The organism is Pseudomonas sessilinigenes, from assembly GCF_003850565.1.
Taxonomy (GTDB): domain Bacteria; phylum Pseudomonadota; class Gammaproteobacteria; order Pseudomonadales; family Pseudomonadaceae; genus Aquipseudomonas; species Aquipseudomonas sessilinigenes.
In genome coordinates, this window is record NZ_CP027706.1 from 5,123,875 (window position 1) to 5,143,737 (window position 19,863).

Below are 19,863 nucleotides of genomic sequence, written 5' to 3' on the forward strand. Positions count from 1 at the left end.
CGGCAGGCCGCTAAAGACTGCCGGCCTTCTTCCAGTTCATGTAGCGGCTCACCAGCTCCGGCCCCAGTTCTCCCGGGCGTGCATCGAGCAGGGCGATGCCGTGGGCGCTCAAGCGTTCGTGGAGCTCGGTGCGGCCATTGAGATAGTTGATGGCCGAGCTGTAGACCAGGGCCTCGGGCAAGGTCTGCACCGGGTTCTGGCGTACCTGGTCGAGGACTTCTTCACGCAGGCTGGCCACCAGGACCCGATGCTGGCGGCCGATGCGCTTGACGGCGGTCAGCAGCTCCTGGTCGTCCTCATCACGCAGGTTGGTGACCAGCACCACCAGCGCCCGGCGTTTCTGCCGGGCCAGCAGTTCATTGGCGGCAGCCTGGTAGTCGGCGGGACGCTGGCTGCTCTGCAGGTCGTAGACCCCGTTGAGCAATACACTGAGCTGGGCCGCACCCTTGACCGGCGCCAGATAGCGCGATGGGCTGGCGGCAAAACTGTACAGGCCCACCGCATCTCCCTGGCGCAGAGCCACGTAGCTCAATAACAGGCAGGCATTCAGGGCATGGTCGAAGTGCGCCAGTTCATCGTCCTGGCTGCGCATCCGGCGTCCGCAATCGAGCATGAAGATGATCTGCTGGTCGCGCTCATCCTGGTACTCACGGGCGATGGGCGTACGCTGGCGGGCGGTGGCCTTCCAATCGATCTGGCGCAGGCTGTCGCCTTCACGGAATTCGCGCAACTGATTGAACTCCAGGCCCAGGCCGCGGCGTTGGCGCTGGCGCACTCCCAGCTGGCTGAGCCAGTTGTCGACCGCCAGCAGTTGCCCGCCATACAGCCGAGCGAAGTCCGGGTAAACCCGGGTGCTGTCGCGAACTTGCAGTAACCGCCGGCTGCTCCACAGGCCCAGGGGGCTGGGCAGGTTGACTTCGCATTGGCTGAAGTCGAAATGACCTCGCTGCACGGGGCGCACGCTGTAGCTCACCTGGCTGGCATGCTCGGGCTCAAGGCTGACCGTCTGCGGCAGGTGTTCGAATACCAGGCCCTGGGGCGGGTGATCGAACAGTTGAATATCGAGCGCCTGTTGATAGTCGTGGCGGATCTCCAGTTGCACATCGCTCCAGCGTCCCAGGGGCAGGCTGCCAGGCAGGTGCCGATGCACCTGTGGCGAACTCATGCGCAGAGCGCGCAGGGCATCCAGCAGGGTCAGCAGCAACAGCGCCAGTAACAGGCCCCAGGCAACGGAGTCCAGGCGTGGAGCAATCGCCACCCCGAGGGCACGGGCAGCTCCCAGGGGGATGAACAGACTGGCCAGGGCTCCAAGCCAGATCAGCAGCAAACGGGTCGGCTTCATCGGTGTGGACTGCTCACAGGCGTGGGGCCGGGATCTGCTCGAGCATCTGCTGGAGCACCTGCTCCACGGACAGGCCTTCGATATCCAGCTCCGGCGCTACGCGTACCCGGTGCCGCAGCACTGCCATGGCACAACCCTTGATGTCATCCGGAATCACGAATTCGCCGCCACGCAGCAGGGCTCGGGCCCGGCCGCCACGTACCAGGGCAATGGAGGCGCGTGGGCCCGCGCCAAGGATCAGCCCCGGCCAGCTGCGGGTGGCCCGGGCCAGGCGCACGGCGTAGTCCAGGACCTGGTCGTCCAGGGGCAAGTCGCTGGCGATGTGTTGCATGGCCTGGACGTCCTGGGCTTGCAGCAATGTGCGCAGGGGTTGGACGTCGAGCATGTCGGCGCGAGTCGAGCGCGCCACCAGGCGGACCATGTCCAATTCTTGCTGGGCATCCGGGTAGTCCATGCGCAGCTTGAGCATGAAGCGGTCCAGCTCGGCTTCCGGCAGGGGATAGGTGCCTTCCTGCTCGATGGGGTTCTGGGTCGCCAGGACCATGAATGGCTGGGCAATGGGCAGGGCCTGGCCTTCGAGCGTCACTTGGCGCTCCTGCATGGCTTCCAGCAGGGCGGCCTGGGTCTTGGCCGGTGCACGGTTGATTTCATCCGCCAGCAGCAGGTTGGTGAACAGCGGCCCCTTGCGCAGCTTGAACTGCTCGGTCTGGAGGTCATACACCGCGTGTCCCGTGACGTCGCTGGGCATCAGGTCGGGGGTGAACTGGATGCGGGCGAATTCACCACCGAAACAGCGAGCCAGGGCACGTACCAACAGGGTCTTGCCCAGCCCGGGAACGCCTTCGAGCAGCACATGGCCGCCAGCGATCAGGGCGGTCAGCACATCGTCGATCACCGCTTGCTGGCCGATCACGGCTTTTTGCAGTTCCTGGCGCACAGCCTGGGCCAACTGGCTGGCGCGCTGGCGCTGTTGGACCGGGTCGGTCAGATCCAGCAGTGGTGCGCAGGGTTCAAGTGGTTCTGCGGGGTGTTCGCTCATAGGGCATTCCTGAGAGTTTGCAGGTGGGCGACCTGGTGGCTGAAGTCGGTGCTGGAAAGGCGTTGCCCGGCCAGGGGTTGCAGCGCCTGCCGGATGGCACTGACAGGTTGCTGGCTGAGTAGCGCCAGCACTTCCCACTGGGCCTCGGGTTGCAATTGTTCGAACCCGGGATGACGGCGTCGGGCCCGGCGCCGGATATCCACTTGCAGTGCATGCAGCAAGGGACCCTGGCCACCGTGGCGCAGGATGAAGTCGGCGCTGGCGCGCAAGTGTTCGAGCAACTGGCGACGAGCCTTGGGCGGCGGCTCCAGCAAGGGTCCGTGGCGGGCAGCCGCTTGCCACAGCCACAGGCCGATGAGCAGCCCCAGAGCCACCAGCGCCTGGGGGAAGTTCTTCCACAGCAACTGCCAGAGGCTCGGGTGATCGGTGTTGAACAACAAGGTCACGGTGGTATCGACGTTCAGGTACCACAGCAGCCAGGCGTTGTCGTAGCGGCCGATAGCCGGGGTTTTCCAGATATCGGCATCGGTCAGTACGGTGACGCTACCTTTGCCGTACTCGAGCTGGATCAGATGAGTGGCCGCGCCACTGCTGGCCCAGGACTGTGCCAGGCTGTCCGGGTCGTCCAGATGAAAGGCCGTGTCGAAGCTGACGTAGGCCGGGGCCTGTTCGCCGTCCACATGAACCTTGGTCAGTTTCGGGTAGGCATCGCCCGCTTCCGGCTCCGGAGGTTCCTCGAGATCCTCGCTGAGCATCTGGTGGATCTGGACTCGATCCAGCAGCAGGTCGCCGCTCTGCTCGGTGTCTTCATCCCACAGGGCTTGCGCGACGAACACCAGGTGCCCGCCCGCTCGGGCCCAGTCCAGGACGCGATCGGCCTGCTGTGGGCTCATGTTCGAGCGCTCCTCCAGCATCAGCAGGCTATGGCCTTTGGGGGGCAAGTCGGCCAGCGCTTCCAGGCTGTTGGCGTGCTCCACCTTGAGGCCTCGTTCGCGCAGGAACATTTCGGCGGCCAGGTAGGGGTTGGCCAGGGCCTCGGGAGACGGGCCATGATCCACCAGCTCCTGATAGGGCGTGGCATGCCTGTAGAGGTAGTAGCCACTGCCACCGAGCACCAGGATCAGCAGCAGGGCGAGGATGGCCCAGATCGTGCGAGTCATGACGATGCTCCAGGGCCGAACAGGGCGCGCCAGCCGTCACACAGCCGTGGTTGCGCTTCGGCCCCAGGTATTTGGTGACCGTAGGCCATGTTCTGCCAGTGTCGGGTCAGCTCGATGCTGAAGGCTTCCAGTGGGGCGTGTTGCAGTCCCTTGATCCGTTCCAGTACCTGGCCTTCGGTATCGGCGACTCCGAGGGGCAGGTGGAATTCTTCCAGCAAACGGCTGAGCAAGGCCCGGTAGAGCAGGCCCAGGGCTTCCCGGGGTTGGGTTGGCCAGAGCTCGGCGGCGCGGGCCGCGACATCGGCCGGCAGGGTCTGGCTGCCGACTTCCAGGCCGAACAGTTGTTGAGGAATGGCCCGCGGGCGCTTCTTGCGCGGACGCGGACGCCAGCCGACGAAAGTACGCAGCCAGTCGCGATAGCGCCACACCACCCAGGCCAGTGCTCCCAGCAACAGGCCCCAGAGCAGGACCTCCAGGCCTTTGGCCAGGCTGGCGAAGCTGTCGTTGCCAAGGTTCTCCAGCAGGCTCTTGAGCCAACCTGGTGGTTTGCCCTTGGCCGCTTTTTTCTGTGGCTGCTCTTCGCCGAAGCGGTAGCGGGTGACCGATTCCTGATTCTTGAACGGGGGCTTATCCAGGATGCCCTGGATGCTGTCCCTGGAGGCTTTGCTGGTCAGTGGCTGTTGCAGCAGCCGTGGGCTTTGCGGACCGGCAACGGAGTTGGCGGCAGCAGCCCAGAGCGGTTGAGTCGGGGTCAACAAGAGCGCGCCTGCCACCAGCAAGACCGCGCTGGCGCCGGCCAGGCGTTGGCGCAGGCGGCGGAACACCAGCTCGATGTCCCAAGCCTCCAGCTCGGTGCGCCGGTTGAGGTAGAGGCTGAAACCGCACGCAACGTAGATCGGTTCCCAAAGCACCAGGACCAGGGCATAGAAAGCGTTGGTCAGGTGTTCCAGCCATAGCCAGTCCTGTTGGGCGGCAGCGATCAGGGTCTGCCAGTTCCAGTCCAGCTCAATCTGTTGGGGCAGCAACAAATAGAACAGCACCATCAGGCCGATCCACAAGGCGCCCTCCAGGTGCATGCCGATCAGCGTCAGCCAGCGTGCGGCCCCGGCATTGCGCTGCAGCAGTACTCCCAGGCGTCGTTGACGGGCATCGCCCTCCAGGCCTTCGAGTTGCACCACCGGCATCAGGAAGCTGCGACTCATGCTGAAACGGCGCCAGGTCAGGCTGGCCAACAGTTGTGGCTTGAGCAGGCGCGGCCATTGCTTGAGGGCTTGGCCCAGGGTCGGGGTTTCGCCGAACAGGGCTTTGGACAGAATGAACAGGGGCAGGCGCTCGAACGCCGGCTTCAGCCACCAGAACAGGAGTACGGCCACAGACGGCGACTGCCACAACAGCAGGCTGAGCAGGGCGAATACCGGCAGGCTGACAATGGCCCAACTGGCCATCAACAGGCGCCTGTGGCGCTGGCTCAGGAGTATCCCCAGGTCCATGGCTTCCCAGGCGTTGCGTGGGCGGATCACCACGCTGGCATCACTCAGGCGCATGGGGGGTACGTCCGGCAAGGGTCAGGTAGGCCAGCACCAGGCCCCACAGGGCAGCGCCGACGCTGTATTTGATCCACGGCGCAGGCCAGGTCATGGAAGACCAGTAGGCCTCGACGAAGGCTGCGATCAGCAGGAACACGATGACGCCATAGACCAGGCGTACGCTGACCCGCGCCGCCTGCAACAAGGCTTCGCCACGAGGCAGGCGGCCGGGAGCGATCAGGGCCCAGCCCATTTTCAGCCCGGCCGCCCCGGACAGGGCGATGGCGCTGAGCTCGAAGGCACCGTGGCCAATGACGAAGGGCCAGAAGGTCTGGCCGAAGCCGATCTGGGTCAAGTGCCCGGCGATGGCGCCGATGATCAAGCCGTTGAAGACCAGGAAAAACAGACTGCCCAGGCCGAACAGCAAGCCACCGGCAAAGGTCTGAAAGGCGATGCCTATGTTGTGCATGATGTAGTAGCCGAACATCGCCCAGTCTTCACTGGAGGCGCGCTCGGCAGCTCGTCCCAGGCGCCCGGCCGATGGGTCGTACATGCTTTGCATCTCAGTCACTTGCTGTTGGCTGACCAGGCTGTAGATCAGTTCGGGGAACAGGTACACCAACACCCCGATACCCAGGAGGCTGATGAAGAACAACAGGCTGGCAATCAGTACGAGGCGCCATTCCTGGCGAACCACTCGAGGAAATCCGGCCAGCAGGAATTCCAGCGCATTGGCGCCGATCGCCGTGCGCTGGCGATACAGTTGCTGGTGGCCGCGCAATACCAATTGCTGCAGTGGATCGATCAGGTAGCTGCTGTAGCCACGTTCCTGGGCCAGGGCCAGGTGCTGGCACAGGCGTCGGTAGTCCTGGACGAAGCTCTGGCAGTCCGCGCTCTTGGCTCGGCCGCGTTCCAGTTTTTCGAGCAGTTGTTCGAAGTGCTGCCATTGGGGCTGGTGACGGCTTTCAAAAAGGCTTTGTTTCATGTCGTTCCCAGAAAGCCTCGGGCAATGCCATTGAGTTCGGCAGTCGCCTGGGCGGTGGGTACGTGCAGCGGCTGGGCAAGGATCGCTGCCAGTTCCCGGGTGCGTTCGTTCGATAGCTGGGGCTGGCGTTCGGCGAAACCGAGGATCGCCCGCTGTTCATTCAGGGTCAGGGCGAAGGGAGCACTGCGCGCCACGGCGGGTGGCAGGTCTGGACGCTTGACCGATTGCTCGCGGTAGATCACCAGCGTGCCGGCGGCAAGATCGCCCAGGCGCTTGAACGCCGGATGCTGCAGGCAACTGATGGCCCCGAGGAAGTAGCCGAAGGGCAGCATGTCGGCAAAGCGCAGCAGGTTGCGGGTCAGGGAGGCACTCCAGCCAATGGGGGTGCCATCGTCCTGCACGACTCGCAGGCCCATTATCTGTTTGCCTGGGGAGCGACCCTGGTTGAGCACTTCGAACAGCACCATGTACCACCAGCTGACGAGGAACAGCAGGATCGAACCGATGCCGATGCCGATCTCGCCAAAAAATCCCAGGGCGATGAAGAGGATGCCCAGCACCAGGCCGCGGATGCCCAGGTCGAGGGTAAAGGCCAGGGTGCGGACCAACAGTCCCGCTGGACGCAATGGCAGGTCGATGCCTTCGGGCGTCTCGACCTGGTACCGCGTATCCAGGGGCGGGGGCAGCGATGCGTTCCTTGGCGTTGCTGTGGTCTCAAGCATGGACAAACTGCTGGCTGGCCTGATGGGAAAAATCCAGCGCCGATGCTAGCAGCCTCTGAGGGTCTAACGACATCATTAACTGCGAATCCAGGCGTTTTTGGCGGTTCTCACGCCTTCGTGCGGCTGGCCCTGGACCTGTGCGAGCGCCTAGACTGCAGCGGTATTTCAGTTCAGGAACAGGCCGTGACTTCCCTTTTTTGGTACGACTACGAAACCACTGGCATCAATCCGCGCAACGATCGCCCGTTGCAAGTGGCCGGTATTCGCACTGACCTGGCGCTCAATGAGATTGATGAACCGGTCAACCTCTATTGCCAGCTTGCCGACGACATCCTGCCGCATCCAGCTGCCTGCATGATTACCGGGATCACTGCGCAGCGCCTGGCCGAGCGTGGCTTGGGCGAAGCTGAATTCATGACCCGGGTGCATGAGCAACTGGCGCGCCCGGGAACCTGCGGTGTGGGTTACAACACCTTGCGCTTCGATGACGAGATGACTCGCTACAGCCTGTACCGCAATTTCTTCGATCCCTATGCCCGGGAGTGGCAAGGGGGCAACAGTCGCTGGGACTTGATCGACGTGGTGCGTGCAGCCTATGCGTTGCGCCCCGAGGGTATTGTCTGGCCAGAGGAGCAAGGGCAGGTGACCCTGAAGCTTGAGCGCCTGACCGCAGCCAATGGCATCGATCACGGCCAGGCTCACGATGCCTTGTCCGATGTGCGGGCGACTATCGCCCTGGCCCGGCTGATTCGCGACAAACAGCCCAAGCTCTACGATTGGTTGTTCCAGTTGCGCAGCAAGCAGCGTGTCATGGACCAGATTCGCCTGTTGCAACCTGTGGTGCACATTTCCGGGCGTTTCTCCGCGGCGCGGCATTATGTCGGTGTGGTCCTGCCACTGGCCTGGCACCCGCGCAATCGCAATGCGCTGATCGTCTGCGATCTGCATCTGGATCCCCAGGGGCTCCTGGACCTGGACGCCGAGGCGCTGCGCCAACGGCTGTACACCCGACGTGAAGAGCTGGCCGAGGGTGAGTTGCCCGTACCGCTGAAGTTGATTCATATCAACCGCTGTCCGGTGGTCGCGCCGTTGAATGTCCTGCGGGCTGAAGATCAGCAGCGTCTGCACTTGGACATGGATGAGTACCAGCGCCGTGCTGCGCTTTTGAGGGATGCTCAAGAAGTTTGGCAAGATAAACTTTCAGTGATCTACGGCCCTGATGAGTTCGCTGTCAGCGAAGACCCTGAGCAGCAATTGTACGACGGCTTTATTGGTGATCGTGATCGACGCTTGTGTGAGCAAGTGCGCTTGGCAGATCCACAGAATTTAGCTCGGCAACAGTGGCCATTCGATGATGAGCGACTGCCTGAACTACTCTTCCGCTACCGTGCTCGTAACTTTACGGAAACATTGAGCGACGCTGAGCAAGAACGGTGGCTGGGATTTTGCCGGCAACGCTTGCTTGATCCGCAACTGGGCGCGCCCAATACCTTGGAAAGTTTCCGTCAAGGTCTTGAGCAGGCGTTGCTAAGTGCTGATTCGATGCAGCGCCAGGTCCTTGAGCAGTGGCAGGAATATGTTCATGCGCTGGTTCGACGCCTGGATCTTAGTGAAGCTGCTCCTAGTTCTTGAACAAACGCTCCAGGCATAAAAAACGCCAGCTAGCTGGCGTTTTTTATAGTGCCGAGAAGACCGCGAGCCTTAGCCCAGCAGGGTCGCCCAGCCTTCAACCACGTCACCACCCCACTTGGCTTTCCATTCTTTCAGGGTTTTGTGGTTGCCACCTTTGGTTTCGATGACTTCACCGTTGTGCGGGTTCTTGTACTGTTTAACTTTACGCGCACGCTTGGTGCCAGTGGTCTTTACAGCTGCGCGAGGAGCCTTAACTTTCGACTCTGGGTCGAGCAGGGCAATGATGTCGCGCAGGGATTTGGAATACTCACCCATCAGGCTGCGCAGTTTGCCTTCGAACTCCAGTTCAGCCTTCAGTTTGTCGTCTTGGGACAGGTTCTTCAAACGTGCTTGCAGTTCTTTGATGGCTTCTTCTGTAGCACGGTATTCGTTGATCAGGGACATGGAGATCTACCTTATTGGGCGCTGGGTGGCTGAGGACAGTGCGGCAATAATAGTCAGGGAGTTTGTGCAAGTAAACATAATGTAGCTGTTTTATTTGCCTCTCTTAGTGTCTTTAGGCGTAAGAGCCATTTCGCTATTTAATAGAACACGGGTTTTTGTTGTGCTATTCGCAATTTAGTTTTGTACTAACTGCAAGTGTCTGGTTTGGTCCCGTGACTACTAGTCGTTAAAGCCGTGCCAAGGCCCCGCTTGGGCTCTAGCGGTGGTGCCCAGGTGCAATGAATACTGCAGTTTTGCTGCGTAATGGCTAGAATGGCGACCTTTGCGAAGTTCTGGAGTTTCCCCCTCATGCGCACCTTTCGGTTGGTGATTTCTTGCCCTGACCGCGTTGGCATCGTTGCCAAAGTCAGTAACTTTCTGGCCTCCCATAACGGTTGGATCACCGAAGCGAGCCACCATTCGGACAACCAGAGTGGTTGGTTCTTCATGCGCCACGAGATCCGTGCCGACTCCCTGCCGTTTGGCCTGGAAGCATTTCGCGAGGCTTTTGCGCCGATCGCCGAAGAGTTCTCGATGGATTGGCGGATCACCGATACCGCCGAGAAAAAGCGCGTGGTACTGATGGCCAGCCGTGAATCCCACTGCCTGGCCGACCTGCTGCACCGCTGGCACAGCAATGAGCTGGACTGCGATATCCCCTGTGTGATTTCCAATCACGACGACCTGCGCAGCATGGTCGAATGGCACGGCATTCCGTTTTTCCATGTCCCGGTTGATCCAAAGGACAAGCAGCCGGCTTTCGCCGAAGTCTCGCGCCTGGTCAAGGAGCATGGTGCGGACGTGGTGGTGCTGGCGCGCTACATGCAGATCCTGCCGCCACAGCTGTGCCAGGAATACGCCCAGCAAGTGATCAACATCCACCACAGCTTCCTGCCGTCCTTCGTCGGTGCCAAGCCTTATCACCAGGCTTCCTTGCGCGGTGTGAAGCTGATTGGCGCTACTTGCCACTACGTCACCGAAGAGCTGGATGCCGGCCCTATCATCGAGCAGGACGTGGTGCGAGTCAGTCACAGCGACAGCATCGAGGACATGGTGCGTTTTGGTCGTGACGTGGAGAAGATGGTCCTGGCTCGTGGCCTGCGCTACCACCTGGAAGACCGCGTGCTGGTGCACGGCAACAAGACCGTGGTGTTCTGATTGAAAAAAATCACGAGCGGGTGCTGAATATCCCGCTCCTGGTTTGCAATCGATGAGGTCAGCCCCATGACCGATCCTCTGGATAAAGCCACCTCTCAGGCCCCCGCCGTGCTTGGCGAGGGCTGCCTGAGCCGCTATGACCCCGATGAACTCGACGCCGAGGATGGCACCGAGTTCCCGGGGGCTGCGCAGTTATGGGAACAGCTGCAACAAGATCCCGAAGCGCAATCGCGCTGAGACTGGCAGCCGGCTCCTGATCAGGAGCCGGCCTGTCCAAGGGTACTCGCCCCGATACTCAGATCCTGAAACTGCCCACCAGATGCTTCAGGCGTGTAGCTTGCTGCTCCAGGTCGGAGCAGGCGCGCAGGGTCGCTTGCAGGTTTTCCACGCCCTCCTGGTTCAGGGTATTGATCTCGGTGATATCCATGTTGATGGATTCCACCACAGAGGTCTGTTCCTCGGTGGCGGTGGCTACCGACTGGTTCATGCCATCGATCTCGCCGATCCGCTGAGTCACGCTGTTGAGGCGTTCCCCGGCCTGGTTGGCGATTTCCACGCTGTCCTGGCTGTGGCGCTGACTGTTGCTCATGGTGCTGACGGATTCTCGGGCGCCCACCTGCAACTCCTCGATCATGGTCTGCACCTGTTGCGCCGACTCCTGGGTACGGTGGGCCAGGTTGCGCACCTCGTCGGCAACCACGGCGAACCCGCGTCCGGCCTCGCCAGCCCGTGCCGCTTCGATGGCCGCGTTGAGCGCCAGCAGGTTGGTTTGCTGGGAAATGCTGGTGATCACTTCAAGGATCTGGCCGATGTTCACCGTCTTGCTGTTGAGGGTCTCGATGTTGTTGCTGGAGGCGCTGATCATGTCGGAGAGCTGGTTCATCGCCTGGATGCTGCGATCCACCACTTGCTGGCCATCTTCGGCCAGGTTGCGGGCATCGCTGGCTTGTTGCGAGGCCTGGGCAGCATTGCGAGCGATTTCCTGGGCTGCCGCACCCAGTTGATTGATGGCGGCCGCGACGCTGTTGGTGCGACTGGCTTGTTCGTCGGAGTTGAGCATCGATGAGTTGGATGCGCTGACCACACGCAGTGCAACTTCGTTGACGTGCTCGGTGGCCGAGGACACTTCACGGATCGAGCCGTGGATGCGTTCCACGAAACGGTTGAAGGCAGTGCCGAGGATGCCGAACTCATCGTGGTTCTGGATATTCAGGCGTCGGGTCAGGTCACCTTCACCGTCGGCGATGTCTTCCATGGCCCGGGTCATGACGTGCAGCGGTTGCATCAGCAGGCGGATCAACAGGCCCAGCAGGGCAATGGTCAGGGCCACGGCGGTCAGGGTCGCAATGACCGCCGAGGTGCGAAACTCTTTGAGCATGGAAAAGGCCTTGTCCTTGTCCACCGACAGGCCGATGTACCAGTTCACCGAGGACAGGCCCTTGATCTGGGTGAAGGTGACGATGCGTGTCTTGCCATCGACGCTGACTTCGCTCAGGTCGCCGCTGATTTTTGGCGTGTCCTGGGGATAGATGTCCTTGAGATTCTTCATCACCAGGTTCTTGTCCGGATGCACCAGGACCTTGCCATCGGCGCTGATCAGGAAGGCGTAGCCCATGCCGTCGAAGTCCAGGGCGTTGATGCTGTCGGCGATCACCTGCAGGCTCAGGTCGCCGCCTACCGCGCCGATGCGCTGGCCGTTCTTGATCACGCTGTCGACGATGGAAATCACCAGTTGCCCGGAGGCGAGGTCGACATAAGGTTCGGTCAGGGCCGAACCATTGGTGCTTTCGGCACTCTTGTACCAGGGGCGCGCGCGCGGGTCGTAGCCATCCGGCATCTTGCTGTCCGGACGGATGATGAAGGAGCCGTCCTTGTTGCCCAGGTAGGCACCCATGAATGTCGAGGTCACGGCTTTTTGCTCAAGCAGGTCGCTGACATTGGCCGGATCGGGGTTCAGGGCCACCGACTGGGAAAGGTTTTCGACCAAGAGGGCTCGGCCGGCGAGCCAGGTCTGAATATTTTTCGCTGTGACGTTGCCCATTTCCTGAAGATAGTTGTCCAGATCATCACGGATGGCGTTACGTTGCAGGTAATCGTTATAGAGCGTGAATAGTGCAAAGGCAGCTATGACGATAAGCGAGGCGGCAAGCAGGATCTTGTGGCTGAAGCGCAGATTTTTGTTCATGGCTTGGGGTTCCGCTAAGGTCTTTGAGTCCAGGGCATCGGGTTGGAACGGCGCGCAGAAAAGGCGGTGTTATAAGTAAGCTGATATCTCCATCTGTCCCTAAGGAATTACCTGACCTTTATTTCAGATACTTCTGATCCATCATTTCTTAATATCGACCGTGTAAGGCCAAAGATTAACCAGGGGTGACAAAATGCCTGACTCATCGCAACTCATCATCGGTGCCGGCCTCGACGGCCAGCCGATCGCCCAGGCCATGCGCCTGGCTAACCGCCATGGCCTGGTGGCCGGTGCCACCGGTACCGGCAAGACCGTCACCCTGCAGCGTCTGGCGGAGGCCTTCAGCGATGCGGGGGTGGCGGTGTTTGCCGCAGACATCAAGGGCGATCTTTGTGGTCTCGGGGCGGCGGGCAATCCCCAGGGCAAGGTGGCCGAGCGGATTGCCGGGATGCCCTGGCTCAACCACCAGCCCCAGGCTTACCCGGTGACCTTGTGGGATGTCCATGGGCAATCCGGCCACCCCTTGCGTACCACCCTGAGTGAAATGGGCCCGCTGTTGCTGGGCAGCTTGCTGGAACTTACCGACAGCCAGCAGTCGGCGTTGTATGCCGCGTTCAAGGTGGCGGACCGCGAAGGTTTGTTGTTGCTGGACCTGAAGGACCTCAAGGCACTGCTCAATCACCTCAAGGACAACCCGCAGCTATTGGGCGAGGACGCAGCCTTGATGACCACCGGCTCCAGCCAGGCGCTGCTACGACGCCTGGCGACCCTGGAGCAGCAGGGGGCCGAATCGCTGTTCGGCGAACCAGCATTGCAACTGGAGGACATACTGCAGCCGGCCGCGGACGGGCGCGGGCGCATCCATCTGCTCGATGCCAGCCGCCTGGTGCATGAGGCACCTAAGGTCTATGCCACCTTCCTTTTATGGTTGCTGGCGGAACTGTTCGAGCAGTTGCCGGAGCGTGGCGATGCCGAGAAACCGCTGCTGGCGTTGTTTTTCGATGAAGCGCACCTGCTGTTCGCCGGTACCCCCAAGGCCCTGCAGGACCGGCTCGAGCAAGTGGTACGCCTGATTCGCTCCAAGGGCGTGGGGGTGTATTTCGTGACCCAATCGCCAGGCGACCTGCCAGACAATGTGCTGGCTCAGTTGGGTTTGCGCATCCAGCATGGCTTGCGGGCATTCACCGCCAAGGAGCAGAAGTCGCTACGGGCTGTCGCCGACGGTTTCCGGCCCAACCCTGCCTTCGATGCATTGGCGGTACTGACCGAGTTGGGCATTGGCGAGGCACTGGTGGGTACCTTGCAGGACAAGGGCACGCCAGAAATGGTCCAGCGCGTGCTGGTAGCGCCTCCCCAGTCGCGTATCGGGCCGCTGAGCGACGCCGAGCGCAGAGCCCTGATCGCCAGCTCACCGCTGCTGGGGCGTTATGACAAGCCTATCGATCGTGAATCAGCCTATGAGGTGCTGATGGGGCGCAAGGAGTTGGCTCCGGATGCCCAAGCGGCGCCTGGCAAACCGGTCGCCGAAGAGCCGAGCCTGGCCGATCGGGCCGGGGAGTTCCTGGGGACGGCAGCTGGCCAGGCACTGAAGTCGGCGATGCGCCAGGCAGCCAATCAGCTGGGGCGCCAGTTGGTACGCGGCCTGATGGGGTCGTTGCTGGGGGGCAGCAAGCGTCGTTGAGTCAATCCCGTTGCTTGGCGTGGCTGGCCAGGCGCTCCAGGGCGGCGCGCAGCTTGGGGTCGGTAATGCCCTCGGCTGTGGCCTGGATGGTTTGCGCCGCGCTGTTCGACAGATCCAGGGTGTGTCCGGTCGCACTACGTTGGACGGTGGGAGGCTGGACCTTGAACAGGATGCGTGTCAGGCGGGCGAACTCTTCGAACTCCTGCAATTGGCGTTGCAAGCGCTTTTGCTGGTAGCGCAGGCGAGTGGCCCAATGACCGTCGGTGACGATCAACAGCAGGCTGCCTTCACGCCAGGAGGCCACATGGCAATGTTCACGAGCAGCCGGCTGGAGTTGGCTTTCCAGTAGGCGCTGCAGGTGTGCCAGGCGCTGGGCGTGGCCCAGTATGGCTTTCAGGGGCTTGGCTTCGCGCAGAAGGACGGCGGGCGGGCGCGCCGCGAGGGGGCGAAATGCCATGATCAGAAACCAGAAGTTACAGAGCGGCCATGGTAGCAGAAAGCGCTCGGGAAACCGGGCTTGGCATTTTTTTCGTCTCGCCGGCGGTTTCCTTGCCTTTTGCTGATCGTGATCAGCAACTTCTGTGGCGAATACACTTGAAGTTCAACGAAAAGCCCTTATTTTAGGTGGGCCCCGTCAAAGCGCTGTGCCAGCATCGTGGAATAACGCCACTTTCCTCACCATCGTTTCCGGGTAGAATGCTCGTTCGCATGCGGCCATGAGGGCTGCTCGGGCGACTCACGGGGCCGCCCTCCAACCCTATGTGTGGAAGATCCTGCCGATATGTTTGCGCCTTTGTTAAAGAAACTTTTTGGAAGCAAGAACGAGCGTGAAGTCAAGCGCATGCTCAAGACGGTACAGATCGTCAATGCCTTCGAAGAGCAAATGGTGGCCCTTTCGGACGATCAATTGCGTGCCAAGACCGGAGAGTTCAAGGCCCGTATCGCCAAGGGTGAAACCCTCGACAAACTGCTGCCCGAAGCCTTTGCGGTCGCCCGTGAAGCCGGCAAGCGGATCATGGGGATGCGGCACTTCGACGTGCAGCTGATCGGTGGCATGACCTTGCACGAAGGCAAGATCGCCGAAATGCGCACCGGTGAGGGCAAGACCCTGGTGGCGACCCTGGGCGTCTACCTCAACGCATTGTCCGGCAAGGGCGTGCACGTGGTGACGGTGAACGACTACCTGGCTCGCCGCGACGCCAACTGGATGCGCCCGCTGTATGAATTCCTCGGCCTGAGCGTCGGCGTGGTCACGCCGTTCCAGCCACCGGAGGAGAAGCGTGCCGCCTACGCCGCCGACATCACCTACGGCACCAACAACGAATTCGGTTTCGACTACCTGCGCGACAACATGGCTTTCAGCATGGAAGAGAAGTTCCAGCGCGAGCTCAATTTTGCCGTGATCGACGAAGTCGACTCGATCCTCATCGACGAGGCCCGTACCCCGCTGATCATCTCTGGCCAGGCCGAGGACAGTTCCCGCCTGTACACCGAGATCAACAAGCTGATCCCGCGCCTGGTACCGCACATCGAGGAAGTGGAAGGCCAGGTCACCAAGGCCGGTCACTTCACCGTCGACGAGAAGACCCGTCAGGTCGAGCTCAACGAAGCCGGTCACCAGTTCATCGAAGAGATGCTGACTCAGGTCGGCCTCCTGGCCGAGGGCGAGAGCCTGTACTCGGCCCATAACCTGGGTCTCCTGACCCACGTCTATGCCGGCCTGCGGGCGCACAAGCTGTTCAACCGCAACGTTGAGTACATCGTGCAGGATGGCCAGGTGGTCCTGGTGGACGAACACACCGGCCGTACCATGCCGGGTCGACGCCTCTCCGAGGGCTTGCACCAGGCCATCGAAGCCAAGGAAAACCTCAATATCCAGGCCGAGAGCCAAACCCTGGCCTCCACCACCTTCCAGAACTACTTCCGCCTGTACACCAAGCTGTCCGGCATGACCGGTACCGCCGATACCGAGGCGTTCGAGTTCCATCAGATCTACGGCCTGCAGGTGATGGTGATTCCGCCGAACAAGCCGCTGGCGCGCAAGGACTACAACGACCTGGTGTTCCTGACCGCGGACGAGAAGTACGCCGCGATCATCAGCGACATCAAGGACTGCATGACCCAGGGCCGTCCGGTGCTGGTGGGTACCGCCACCATCGAGACCTCCGAGCACATGTCCAACCTGCTCAACAAGGAAGGCATCGAGCACAAGGTCCTGAACGCCAAGTTCCACGAAAAAGAAGCCGAGATCATTGCCCAGGCGGGTCGCCCTGGCGCCCTGACCATCGCCACCAACATGGCCGGTCGTGGTACCGACATCCTGCTGGGCGGCAACTGGGAAGTGGAAGTCGCCTCCCTGGAGGACCCGACTCCCGAGCAGATTGCCCAGATCAAGGCCGACTGGCAGAAACGCCACCAGCAGGTGCTGGAATCCGGCGGCCTGCAGGTCATCGCTTCCGAGCGCCATGAGTCGCGTCGTATCGACAACCAGTTGCGTGGTCGTGCCGGTCGCCAGGGTGATGCCGGCTCCAGCCGCTTCTACCTGTCGCTGGAAGACAGCCTGATGCGCATCTTCGCCTCCGATCGGGTGAAGAACTTCATGAAGGCCCTGGGCATGCAATCCGGCGAGGCGATCGAGCACCGTATGGTGACCAACGCCATCGAAAAGGCCCAGCGCAAGGTCGAAGGCCGCAACTTCGACATCCGCAAGCAACTGCTGGAGTTCGACGACGTCAACAACGAGCAGCGCAAGGTGATCTACCACATGCGCAACACGCTGCTGGCTGCGGACAACATCGGCGAGACCATCGCCGACTTCCGCCAGGACGTGCTGAGCGCCACCGTCAGTGCCCACATTCCTCCACAGTCGCTGCCTGAGCAGTGGGATGTGGCAGGCCTGGAAGCTGCGCTCCAGAGCGATTTCGGTGTGAGCCTGCCGATCCAGCAATGGCTCGACGAAGACGATCACCTGTACGAGGAAACCCTGCGTGAGAAGCTGCTCAACGAGCTGATCACCGCGTACAACGAGAAAGAAGACCAGGCCGGCGCCGAAGCGCTGCGCACCTTCGAGAAGCAGATCGTGCTGCGAGTCCTGGATGACCTGTGGAAAGACCACCTGTCGACCATGGACCACCTGCGCCACGGCATCCACCTGCGTGGTTATGCGCAGAAGAACCCCAAGCAGGAGTACAAGCGCGAGTCCTTCACCCTGTTCTCCGAGCTGCTGGATTCCATCAAGCGCGACTCGATCCGGGTGTTGTCCCACGTCCAGGTGCGTCGCGAAGACCCGGCCGAGGAAGAGGCGCGCCTGCGCCAGGAAGCCGAGTCCCTGGCTCGTCGCATGCAGTTCGAGCACGCCGAGGCCCCAGGCCTGGACCAGCCCGAAGCATTGGAAGAGGGCGTCGAGGTTGACGTGGCCCTGGCTTCCGCGCCGGTACGCAATGAACAGAAGCTGGGTCGCAACGAACTGTGCTACTGCGGTTCGGGCAAGAAGTACAAACACTGTCACGGCCAGATCAACTAAGATCCACGCCAGACACTGAAACACCCACGCCGTGACGGCATCAGCCGTCGCGGCGTTTTTCCATTTGCAGCACCGTCTTTCATGCCGACGGTGCACCCATCTTGAGAGGAGCGCATTCATGGCTGTTGGTCTTGGTCCTTTGCCAACGTTGCACCCGGTTGCCGGTTTCGAACTCGGTATCGCCTCGGCTGGTATCAAGCGCCCGGGGCGCAAGGATGTGGTGGTCATGCGTTGCGCTGAAGGCTCGACGGTGGCCGGGGTGTTCACCCTCAATGCGTTCTGCGCCGCACCGGTGATCCTGGCCAAGCAGCGTGTACAGGGCCCAGTACGTTACTTGCTGACCAACACCGGCAACGCCAACGCCGGTACCGGCGAGCCGGGCCTGGCGGCAGCCAGCCGTACCTGCGCCAAGCTGGCTGAGCTGGCCGGGGTCGATGCCAGTGCGGTACTGCCGTATTCCACCGGCGTGATCGGCGAGCCGTTGCCCGTTGAGAAAATCGAAGGCGCATTGCAGGCCGCCCTGGACGATCTGTCCGTGGACAACTGGGCCGCTGCCGCCACCGGGATCATGACCACCGACACCCTGCCCAAGGGCGCCAGCCGCCAGTTCCAGCATGACGGCGTGACCATCACCGTCACCGGGATCAGCAAGGGTGCGGGAATGATCCGCCCGAACATGGCGACCATGCTTGGCTACATCGCCACCGACGCCAAGGTCTCCCGCGACGTTCTGCAAAACCTGCTGCTGGACGGTGCCAACAAATCCTTCAACCGCATTACCATCGATGGCGATACCTCCACCAACGACTGCTGCATGCTGATCGCCACTGGCCAGGCCAAGCTGCCGGAAATCACCGAGGCCAAAGGCCCGCTGTTCGCCGCGCTGAAGCAGGCAGTGTTCGAAGTCTGCATGGAGGTGGCCCAGGCCATCGTCCGTGATGGCGAGGGCGCCACCAAGTTCGTCACCGTCCAAGTCAATGGTGGCGGCAACCATCAGGAATGCCTGGATGTGGGCTACACCGTGGCTCATTCGCCGCTGATCAAGACTGCACTGTTCGCCTCCGACCCGAATTGGGGTCGCATCCTGGCTGCCGTGGGCCGTGCCGGCGTTCCAGAGCTGGATGTGAGCAAGATCGATGTGTTCCTCGGTGAGGTCTGCATCGCCAGTCGTGGCGCTCGGGCAGCCAGCTACACCGAAGCCCAAGGGGCGGCGGTGATGCAGCAGGAAGAAATCACCATCCGTATCGAGCTGGGACGGGGTGCTTGCAGCGAAACCATCTGGACCACCGACCTGTCCCACGAATACGTGAAGATCAACGCCGAATACCGTACCTGATACCGGGTATGCCTGCCCTGGAGGCTTGCAGGGCAGGGTGATCATCATTTTTCAACGGCCGGCCGCCAGGGCAGGCCGAACGCCGGACCAGAGGAAAACGTGGTGAAACGAGTACATGTGGCAGCGGCCGTCATCCGGGATGCCAGTGGCAAGATCCTGATTGCCCGACGTGCCGATACTCAGCATCAAGGGGGCTTGTGGGAGTTTCCCGGAGGCAAGGTCGAAGCCGGGGAGGCCGTGCAGGTCGCGTTGGCGCGTGAGCTGCACGAAGAACTGGGTATCGAGGTGCAAAGCGCCCGCCCCTTGATCAAGGTGCAGCACGATTACCCTGACAAGCAGGTATTACTGGATGTCTGGGAGGTTTCGGAGTTTGCTGGCGAAGCGCACGGCGCCGAAGGCCAGCCACTGGCCTGGGTCAGCCCGCGAGAGCTGGCCGACTACGAGTTTCCTGCCGCCAACCAGCCAATTGTCGCCGCAGCCCGTTTGCCATCGCGCTACCTGATTACCCCTGATGGCCTGGAAGCGCCTGCCCTGTTGCGCGGCATGCAAAAGGCCATTGCCCAGGGCTGCAAGCTGATCCAGCTGCGTGCCCCAGGGGGCTACGATCCGCAATACCGTGATTTGGCAGTGGATGCGGTGGGTTTGTGTGCCGGCAAGGCGCAGTTGATGCTCAAGGGCCCCTTTGAGTGGTTGGGGGATTTCCCATCTGCGGGCTGGCACATCACTTCGGCGCAACTGCGCAAGTACGCCAGTGCCGGACGTCCTTTCGGCAAGGAGCGCTGGCTGGCTGCCTCTTGCCATAACGCCGAGGAGCTGTCCCTGGCGCAGCAGATGGATGTGGATTTCGTGACCTTGTCACCGGTGCAGGCGACCCAGACCCATCCCGAGGCCGTGCCGTTGGGTTGGGACCAGGCCGCGCAATTGCTCGATGGCTTCAACAAGCCGGCTTATCTGCTGGGAGGCGTGGAGCCAGCTCAGTGCGAGCAGGCCTGGGCAAGCGGTGCCCAGGGCGTTGCGGGAATCCGTGCGTTCTGGCCGCAGGACTGAGCGAGGCCCTTCAAGACGGGCCGGTCGCTGAAAAGCTGCGACCG

The 19,863-nt window shown here is 61.7% G+C and carries 16 protein-coding genes and 1 pseudogene; 7 read left to right on the forward strand and 10 right to left on the reverse strand.

Annotation, left to right across the window (positions count from 1 at the left end; translation table 11 throughout):
* Positions 1–10: 10 nt before the first annotated feature.
* From C4K39_RS23920 to C4K39_RS23945, 6 genes are read right to left on the reverse strand one after another with little or no spacing between them, the layout of a single operon-like run.
* Positions 11–1,342 (reverse strand): DUF58 domain-containing protein, encoded by a 1,332-nt coding sequence (locus C4K39_RS23920; RefSeq protein WP_124347554.1) that lies wholly within the window; start codon positions 1,340–1,342, stop codon positions 11–13.
* A 13-nt stretch (positions 1,343–1,355) separates the two neighbouring features.
* Positions 1,356–2,381: an AAA family ATPase gene (locus tag C4K39_RS23925; protein ID WP_124347555.1), complete on the reverse strand. Its 1,026-nt coding sequence runs from the start codon at positions 2,379–2,381 to the stop codon at positions 1,356–1,358.
* On the reverse strand, positions 2,378–3,541 hold the full coding sequence (locus tag C4K39_RS23930; protein ID WP_124347556.1) for a DUF4350 domain-containing protein: 1,164 nt from the start codon (positions 3,539–3,541) through the stop codon (positions 2,378–2,380). Before C4K39_RS23930 ends, C4K39_RS23925 begins: the two co-directional genes overlap by 4 nt.
* On the reverse strand, positions 3,538–5,085 hold the full coding sequence (locus C4K39_RS23935) for a DUF4129 domain-containing protein (protein WP_124347557.1): 1,548 nt from the start codon (positions 5,083–5,085) through the stop codon (positions 3,538–3,540). The genes C4K39_RS23930 and C4K39_RS23935 overlap by 4 nt, the downstream gene beginning before the upstream one ends.
* Positions 5,072–6,052, reverse strand: coding sequence for a stage II sporulation protein M (locus C4K39_RS23940; protein ID WP_068585190.1), 981 nt, complete (start codon positions 6,050–6,052; stop codon positions 5,072–5,074). Before C4K39_RS23940 ends, C4K39_RS23935 begins: the two co-directional genes overlap by 14 nt.
* Positions 6,049–6,774, reverse strand: a complete 726-nt coding sequence (locus C4K39_RS23945) for an RDD family protein (protein WP_068585192.1) — start codon at positions 6,772–6,774, stop codon at positions 6,049–6,051. The genes C4K39_RS23940 and C4K39_RS23945 overlap by 4 nt, the downstream gene beginning before the upstream one ends.
* A 183-nt stretch (positions 6,775–6,957) precedes the next feature.
* Here C4K39_RS23945 and sbcB point away from each other — a divergent pair, with 183 nt between their 5' ends.
* Positions 6,958–8,406, forward strand: a complete 1,449-nt coding sequence (gene sbcB, locus C4K39_RS23950; RefSeq protein WP_124347558.1) for an exodeoxyribonuclease I — start codon at positions 6,958–6,960, stop codon at positions 8,404–8,406.
* Positions 8,407–8,475: 69 nt separating this feature from the next.
* Here sbcB and mvaT read toward each other — a convergent pair whose 3' ends face one another.
* The gene (mvaT, locus tag C4K39_RS23955) at positions 8,476–8,850 is read right to left on the reverse strand and encodes a histone-like nucleoid-structuring protein MvaT (protein ID WP_022640534.1); all 375 of its coding nucleotides are present in this window, start codon (positions 8,848–8,850) and stop codon (positions 8,476–8,478) included.
* 348 nt (positions 8,851–9,198) lie between these two features.
* Between mvaT and purU the strand changes: the two genes are divergently transcribed.
* Together purU and C4K39_RS31570 are read left to right on the forward strand one after the other, a co-directional pair.
* Entirely contained in the window at positions 9,199–10,047 is an 849-nt protein-coding gene (purU, locus tag C4K39_RS23960) for a formyltetrahydrofolate deformylase (RefSeq protein ID WP_068585197.1), read from the forward strand.
* Positions 10,048–10,113: 66 nt separating this feature from the next.
* Positions 10,114–10,284, forward strand: a complete 171-nt coding sequence (locus C4K39_RS31570; RefSeq protein WP_164487315.1) for a hypothetical protein — start codon at positions 10,114–10,116, stop codon at positions 10,282–10,284.
* A gap of 58 nt (positions 10,285–10,342) precedes the next feature.
* Here the strand turns inward: C4K39_RS31570 and C4K39_RS32310 are convergent, their stop codons facing one another.
* Both C4K39_RS32310 and C4K39_RS32315 read right to left on the reverse strand, forming a co-directional pair.
* Complete coding sequence (locus C4K39_RS32310; RefSeq protein WP_416220697.1) at positions 10,343–11,107, reverse strand: methyl-accepting chemotaxis protein; 765 nt, start codon at positions 11,105–11,107, stop codon at positions 10,343–10,345.
* 93 nt (positions 11,108–11,200) lie between these two features.
* A pseudogene (locus C4K39_RS32315) lies at positions 11,201–12,232 on the reverse strand (HAMP domain-containing protein); the annotation flags it as partial.
* Positions 12,233–12,425: 193 nt separating this feature from the next.
* Between C4K39_RS32315 and C4K39_RS23970 the strand changes: the two are divergent.
* Positions 12,426–13,913: a helicase HerA-like domain-containing protein gene (locus C4K39_RS23970; protein ID WP_068585201.1), complete on the forward strand. Its 1,488-nt coding sequence runs from the start codon at positions 12,426–12,428 to the stop codon at positions 13,911–13,913.
* A gap of 1 nt (position 13,914) precedes the next feature.
* Here C4K39_RS23970 and C4K39_RS23975 read toward each other — a convergent pair whose 3' ends face one another.
* Positions 13,915–14,370: a DUF721 domain-containing protein gene (locus C4K39_RS23975; protein ID WP_068585204.1), complete on the reverse strand. Its 456-nt coding sequence runs from the start codon at positions 14,368–14,370 to the stop codon at positions 13,915–13,917.
* A gap of 324 nt (positions 14,371–14,694) precedes the next feature.
* Here C4K39_RS23975 and secA point away from each other — a divergent pair, with 324 nt between their 5' ends.
* From secA to C4K39_RS23990, 3 genes are all read left to right on the forward strand, one after another.
* Entirely contained in the window at positions 14,695–17,436 is a 2,742-nt protein-coding gene (gene secA, locus C4K39_RS23980; protein ID WP_124347559.1) for a preprotein translocase subunit SecA, read from the forward strand.
* Positions 17,437–17,554: 118 nt separating this feature from the next.
* Positions 17,555–18,772, forward strand: a complete 1,218-nt coding sequence (argJ, locus tag C4K39_RS23985) for a bifunctional glutamate N-acetyltransferase/amino-acid acetyltransferase ArgJ (protein WP_068585209.1) — start codon at positions 17,555–17,557, stop codon at positions 18,770–18,772.
* Positions 18,773–18,874: 102 nt separating this feature from the next.
* Positions 18,875–19,819 (forward strand): Nudix family hydrolase, encoded by a 945-nt coding sequence (locus C4K39_RS23990; protein WP_124347560.1) that lies wholly within the window; start codon positions 18,875–18,877, stop codon positions 19,817–19,819.
* Positions 19,820–19,863: the final 44 nt, after the last annotated feature.

Excerpts from the sequence above, each read along its gene's own strand:
- C4K39_RS23920 (WP_124347554.1), bottom strand. The coding sequence starts at position 1,342 with ATGAAGCCGACCCGTTTGCTGCTGATCTGGCTTGGAGCCCTGGCCAGT.
- C4K39_RS23925 (WP_124347555.1), bottom strand. The coding sequence starts at position 2,381 with ATGAGCGAACACCCCGCAGAACCACTTGAACCCTGCGCACCACTGCTG.
- C4K39_RS23930 (WP_124347556.1), bottom strand. The coding sequence starts at position 3,541 with ATGACTCGCACGATCTGGGCCATCCTCGCCCTGCTGCTGATCCTGGTG.
- C4K39_RS23935 (WP_124347557.1), bottom strand. The coding sequence starts at position 5,085 with ATGCGCCTGAGTGATGCCAGCGTGGTGATCCGCCCACGCAACGCCTGG.
- C4K39_RS23940 (WP_068585190.1), bottom strand. The coding sequence starts at position 6,052 with ATGAAACAAAGCCTTTTTGAAAGCCGTCACCAGCCCCAATGGCAGCAC.
- C4K39_RS23945 (WP_068585192.1), bottom strand. The coding sequence starts at position 6,774 with ATGCTTGAGACCACAGCAACGCCAAGGAACGCATCGCTGCCCCCGCCC.
- mvaT (WP_022640534.1), bottom strand. The coding sequence starts at position 8,850 with ATGTCCCTGATCAACGAATACCGTGCTACAGAAGAAGCCATCAAAGAA.
- purU (WP_068585197.1), top strand. The coding sequence starts at position 9,199 with ATGCGCACCTTTCGGTTGGTGATTTCTTGCCCTGACCGCGTTGGCATC.
- C4K39_RS31570 (WP_164487315.1), top strand. The coding sequence starts at position 10,114 with ATGACCGATCCTCTGGATAAAGCCACCTCTCAGGCCCCCGCCGTGCTT.
- C4K39_RS32310 (WP_416220697.1), bottom strand. The coding sequence starts at position 11,107 with ATGCTCAACTCCGACGAACAAGCCAGTCGCACCAACAGCGTCGCGGCC.
- C4K39_RS23970 (WP_068585201.1), top strand. The coding sequence starts at position 12,426 with ATGCCTGACTCATCGCAACTCATCATCGGTGCCGGCCTCGACGGCCAG.
- C4K39_RS23975 (WP_068585204.1), bottom strand. The coding sequence starts at position 14,370 with ATGGCATTTCGCCCCCTCGCGGCGCGCCCGCCCGCCGTCCTTCTGCGC.
- secA (WP_124347559.1), top strand. The coding sequence starts at position 14,695 with ATGTTTGCGCCTTTGTTAAAGAAACTTTTTGGAAGCAAGAACGAGCGT.
- argJ (WP_068585209.1), top strand. The coding sequence starts at position 17,555 with ATGGCTGTTGGTCTTGGTCCTTTGCCAACGTTGCACCCGGTTGCCGGT.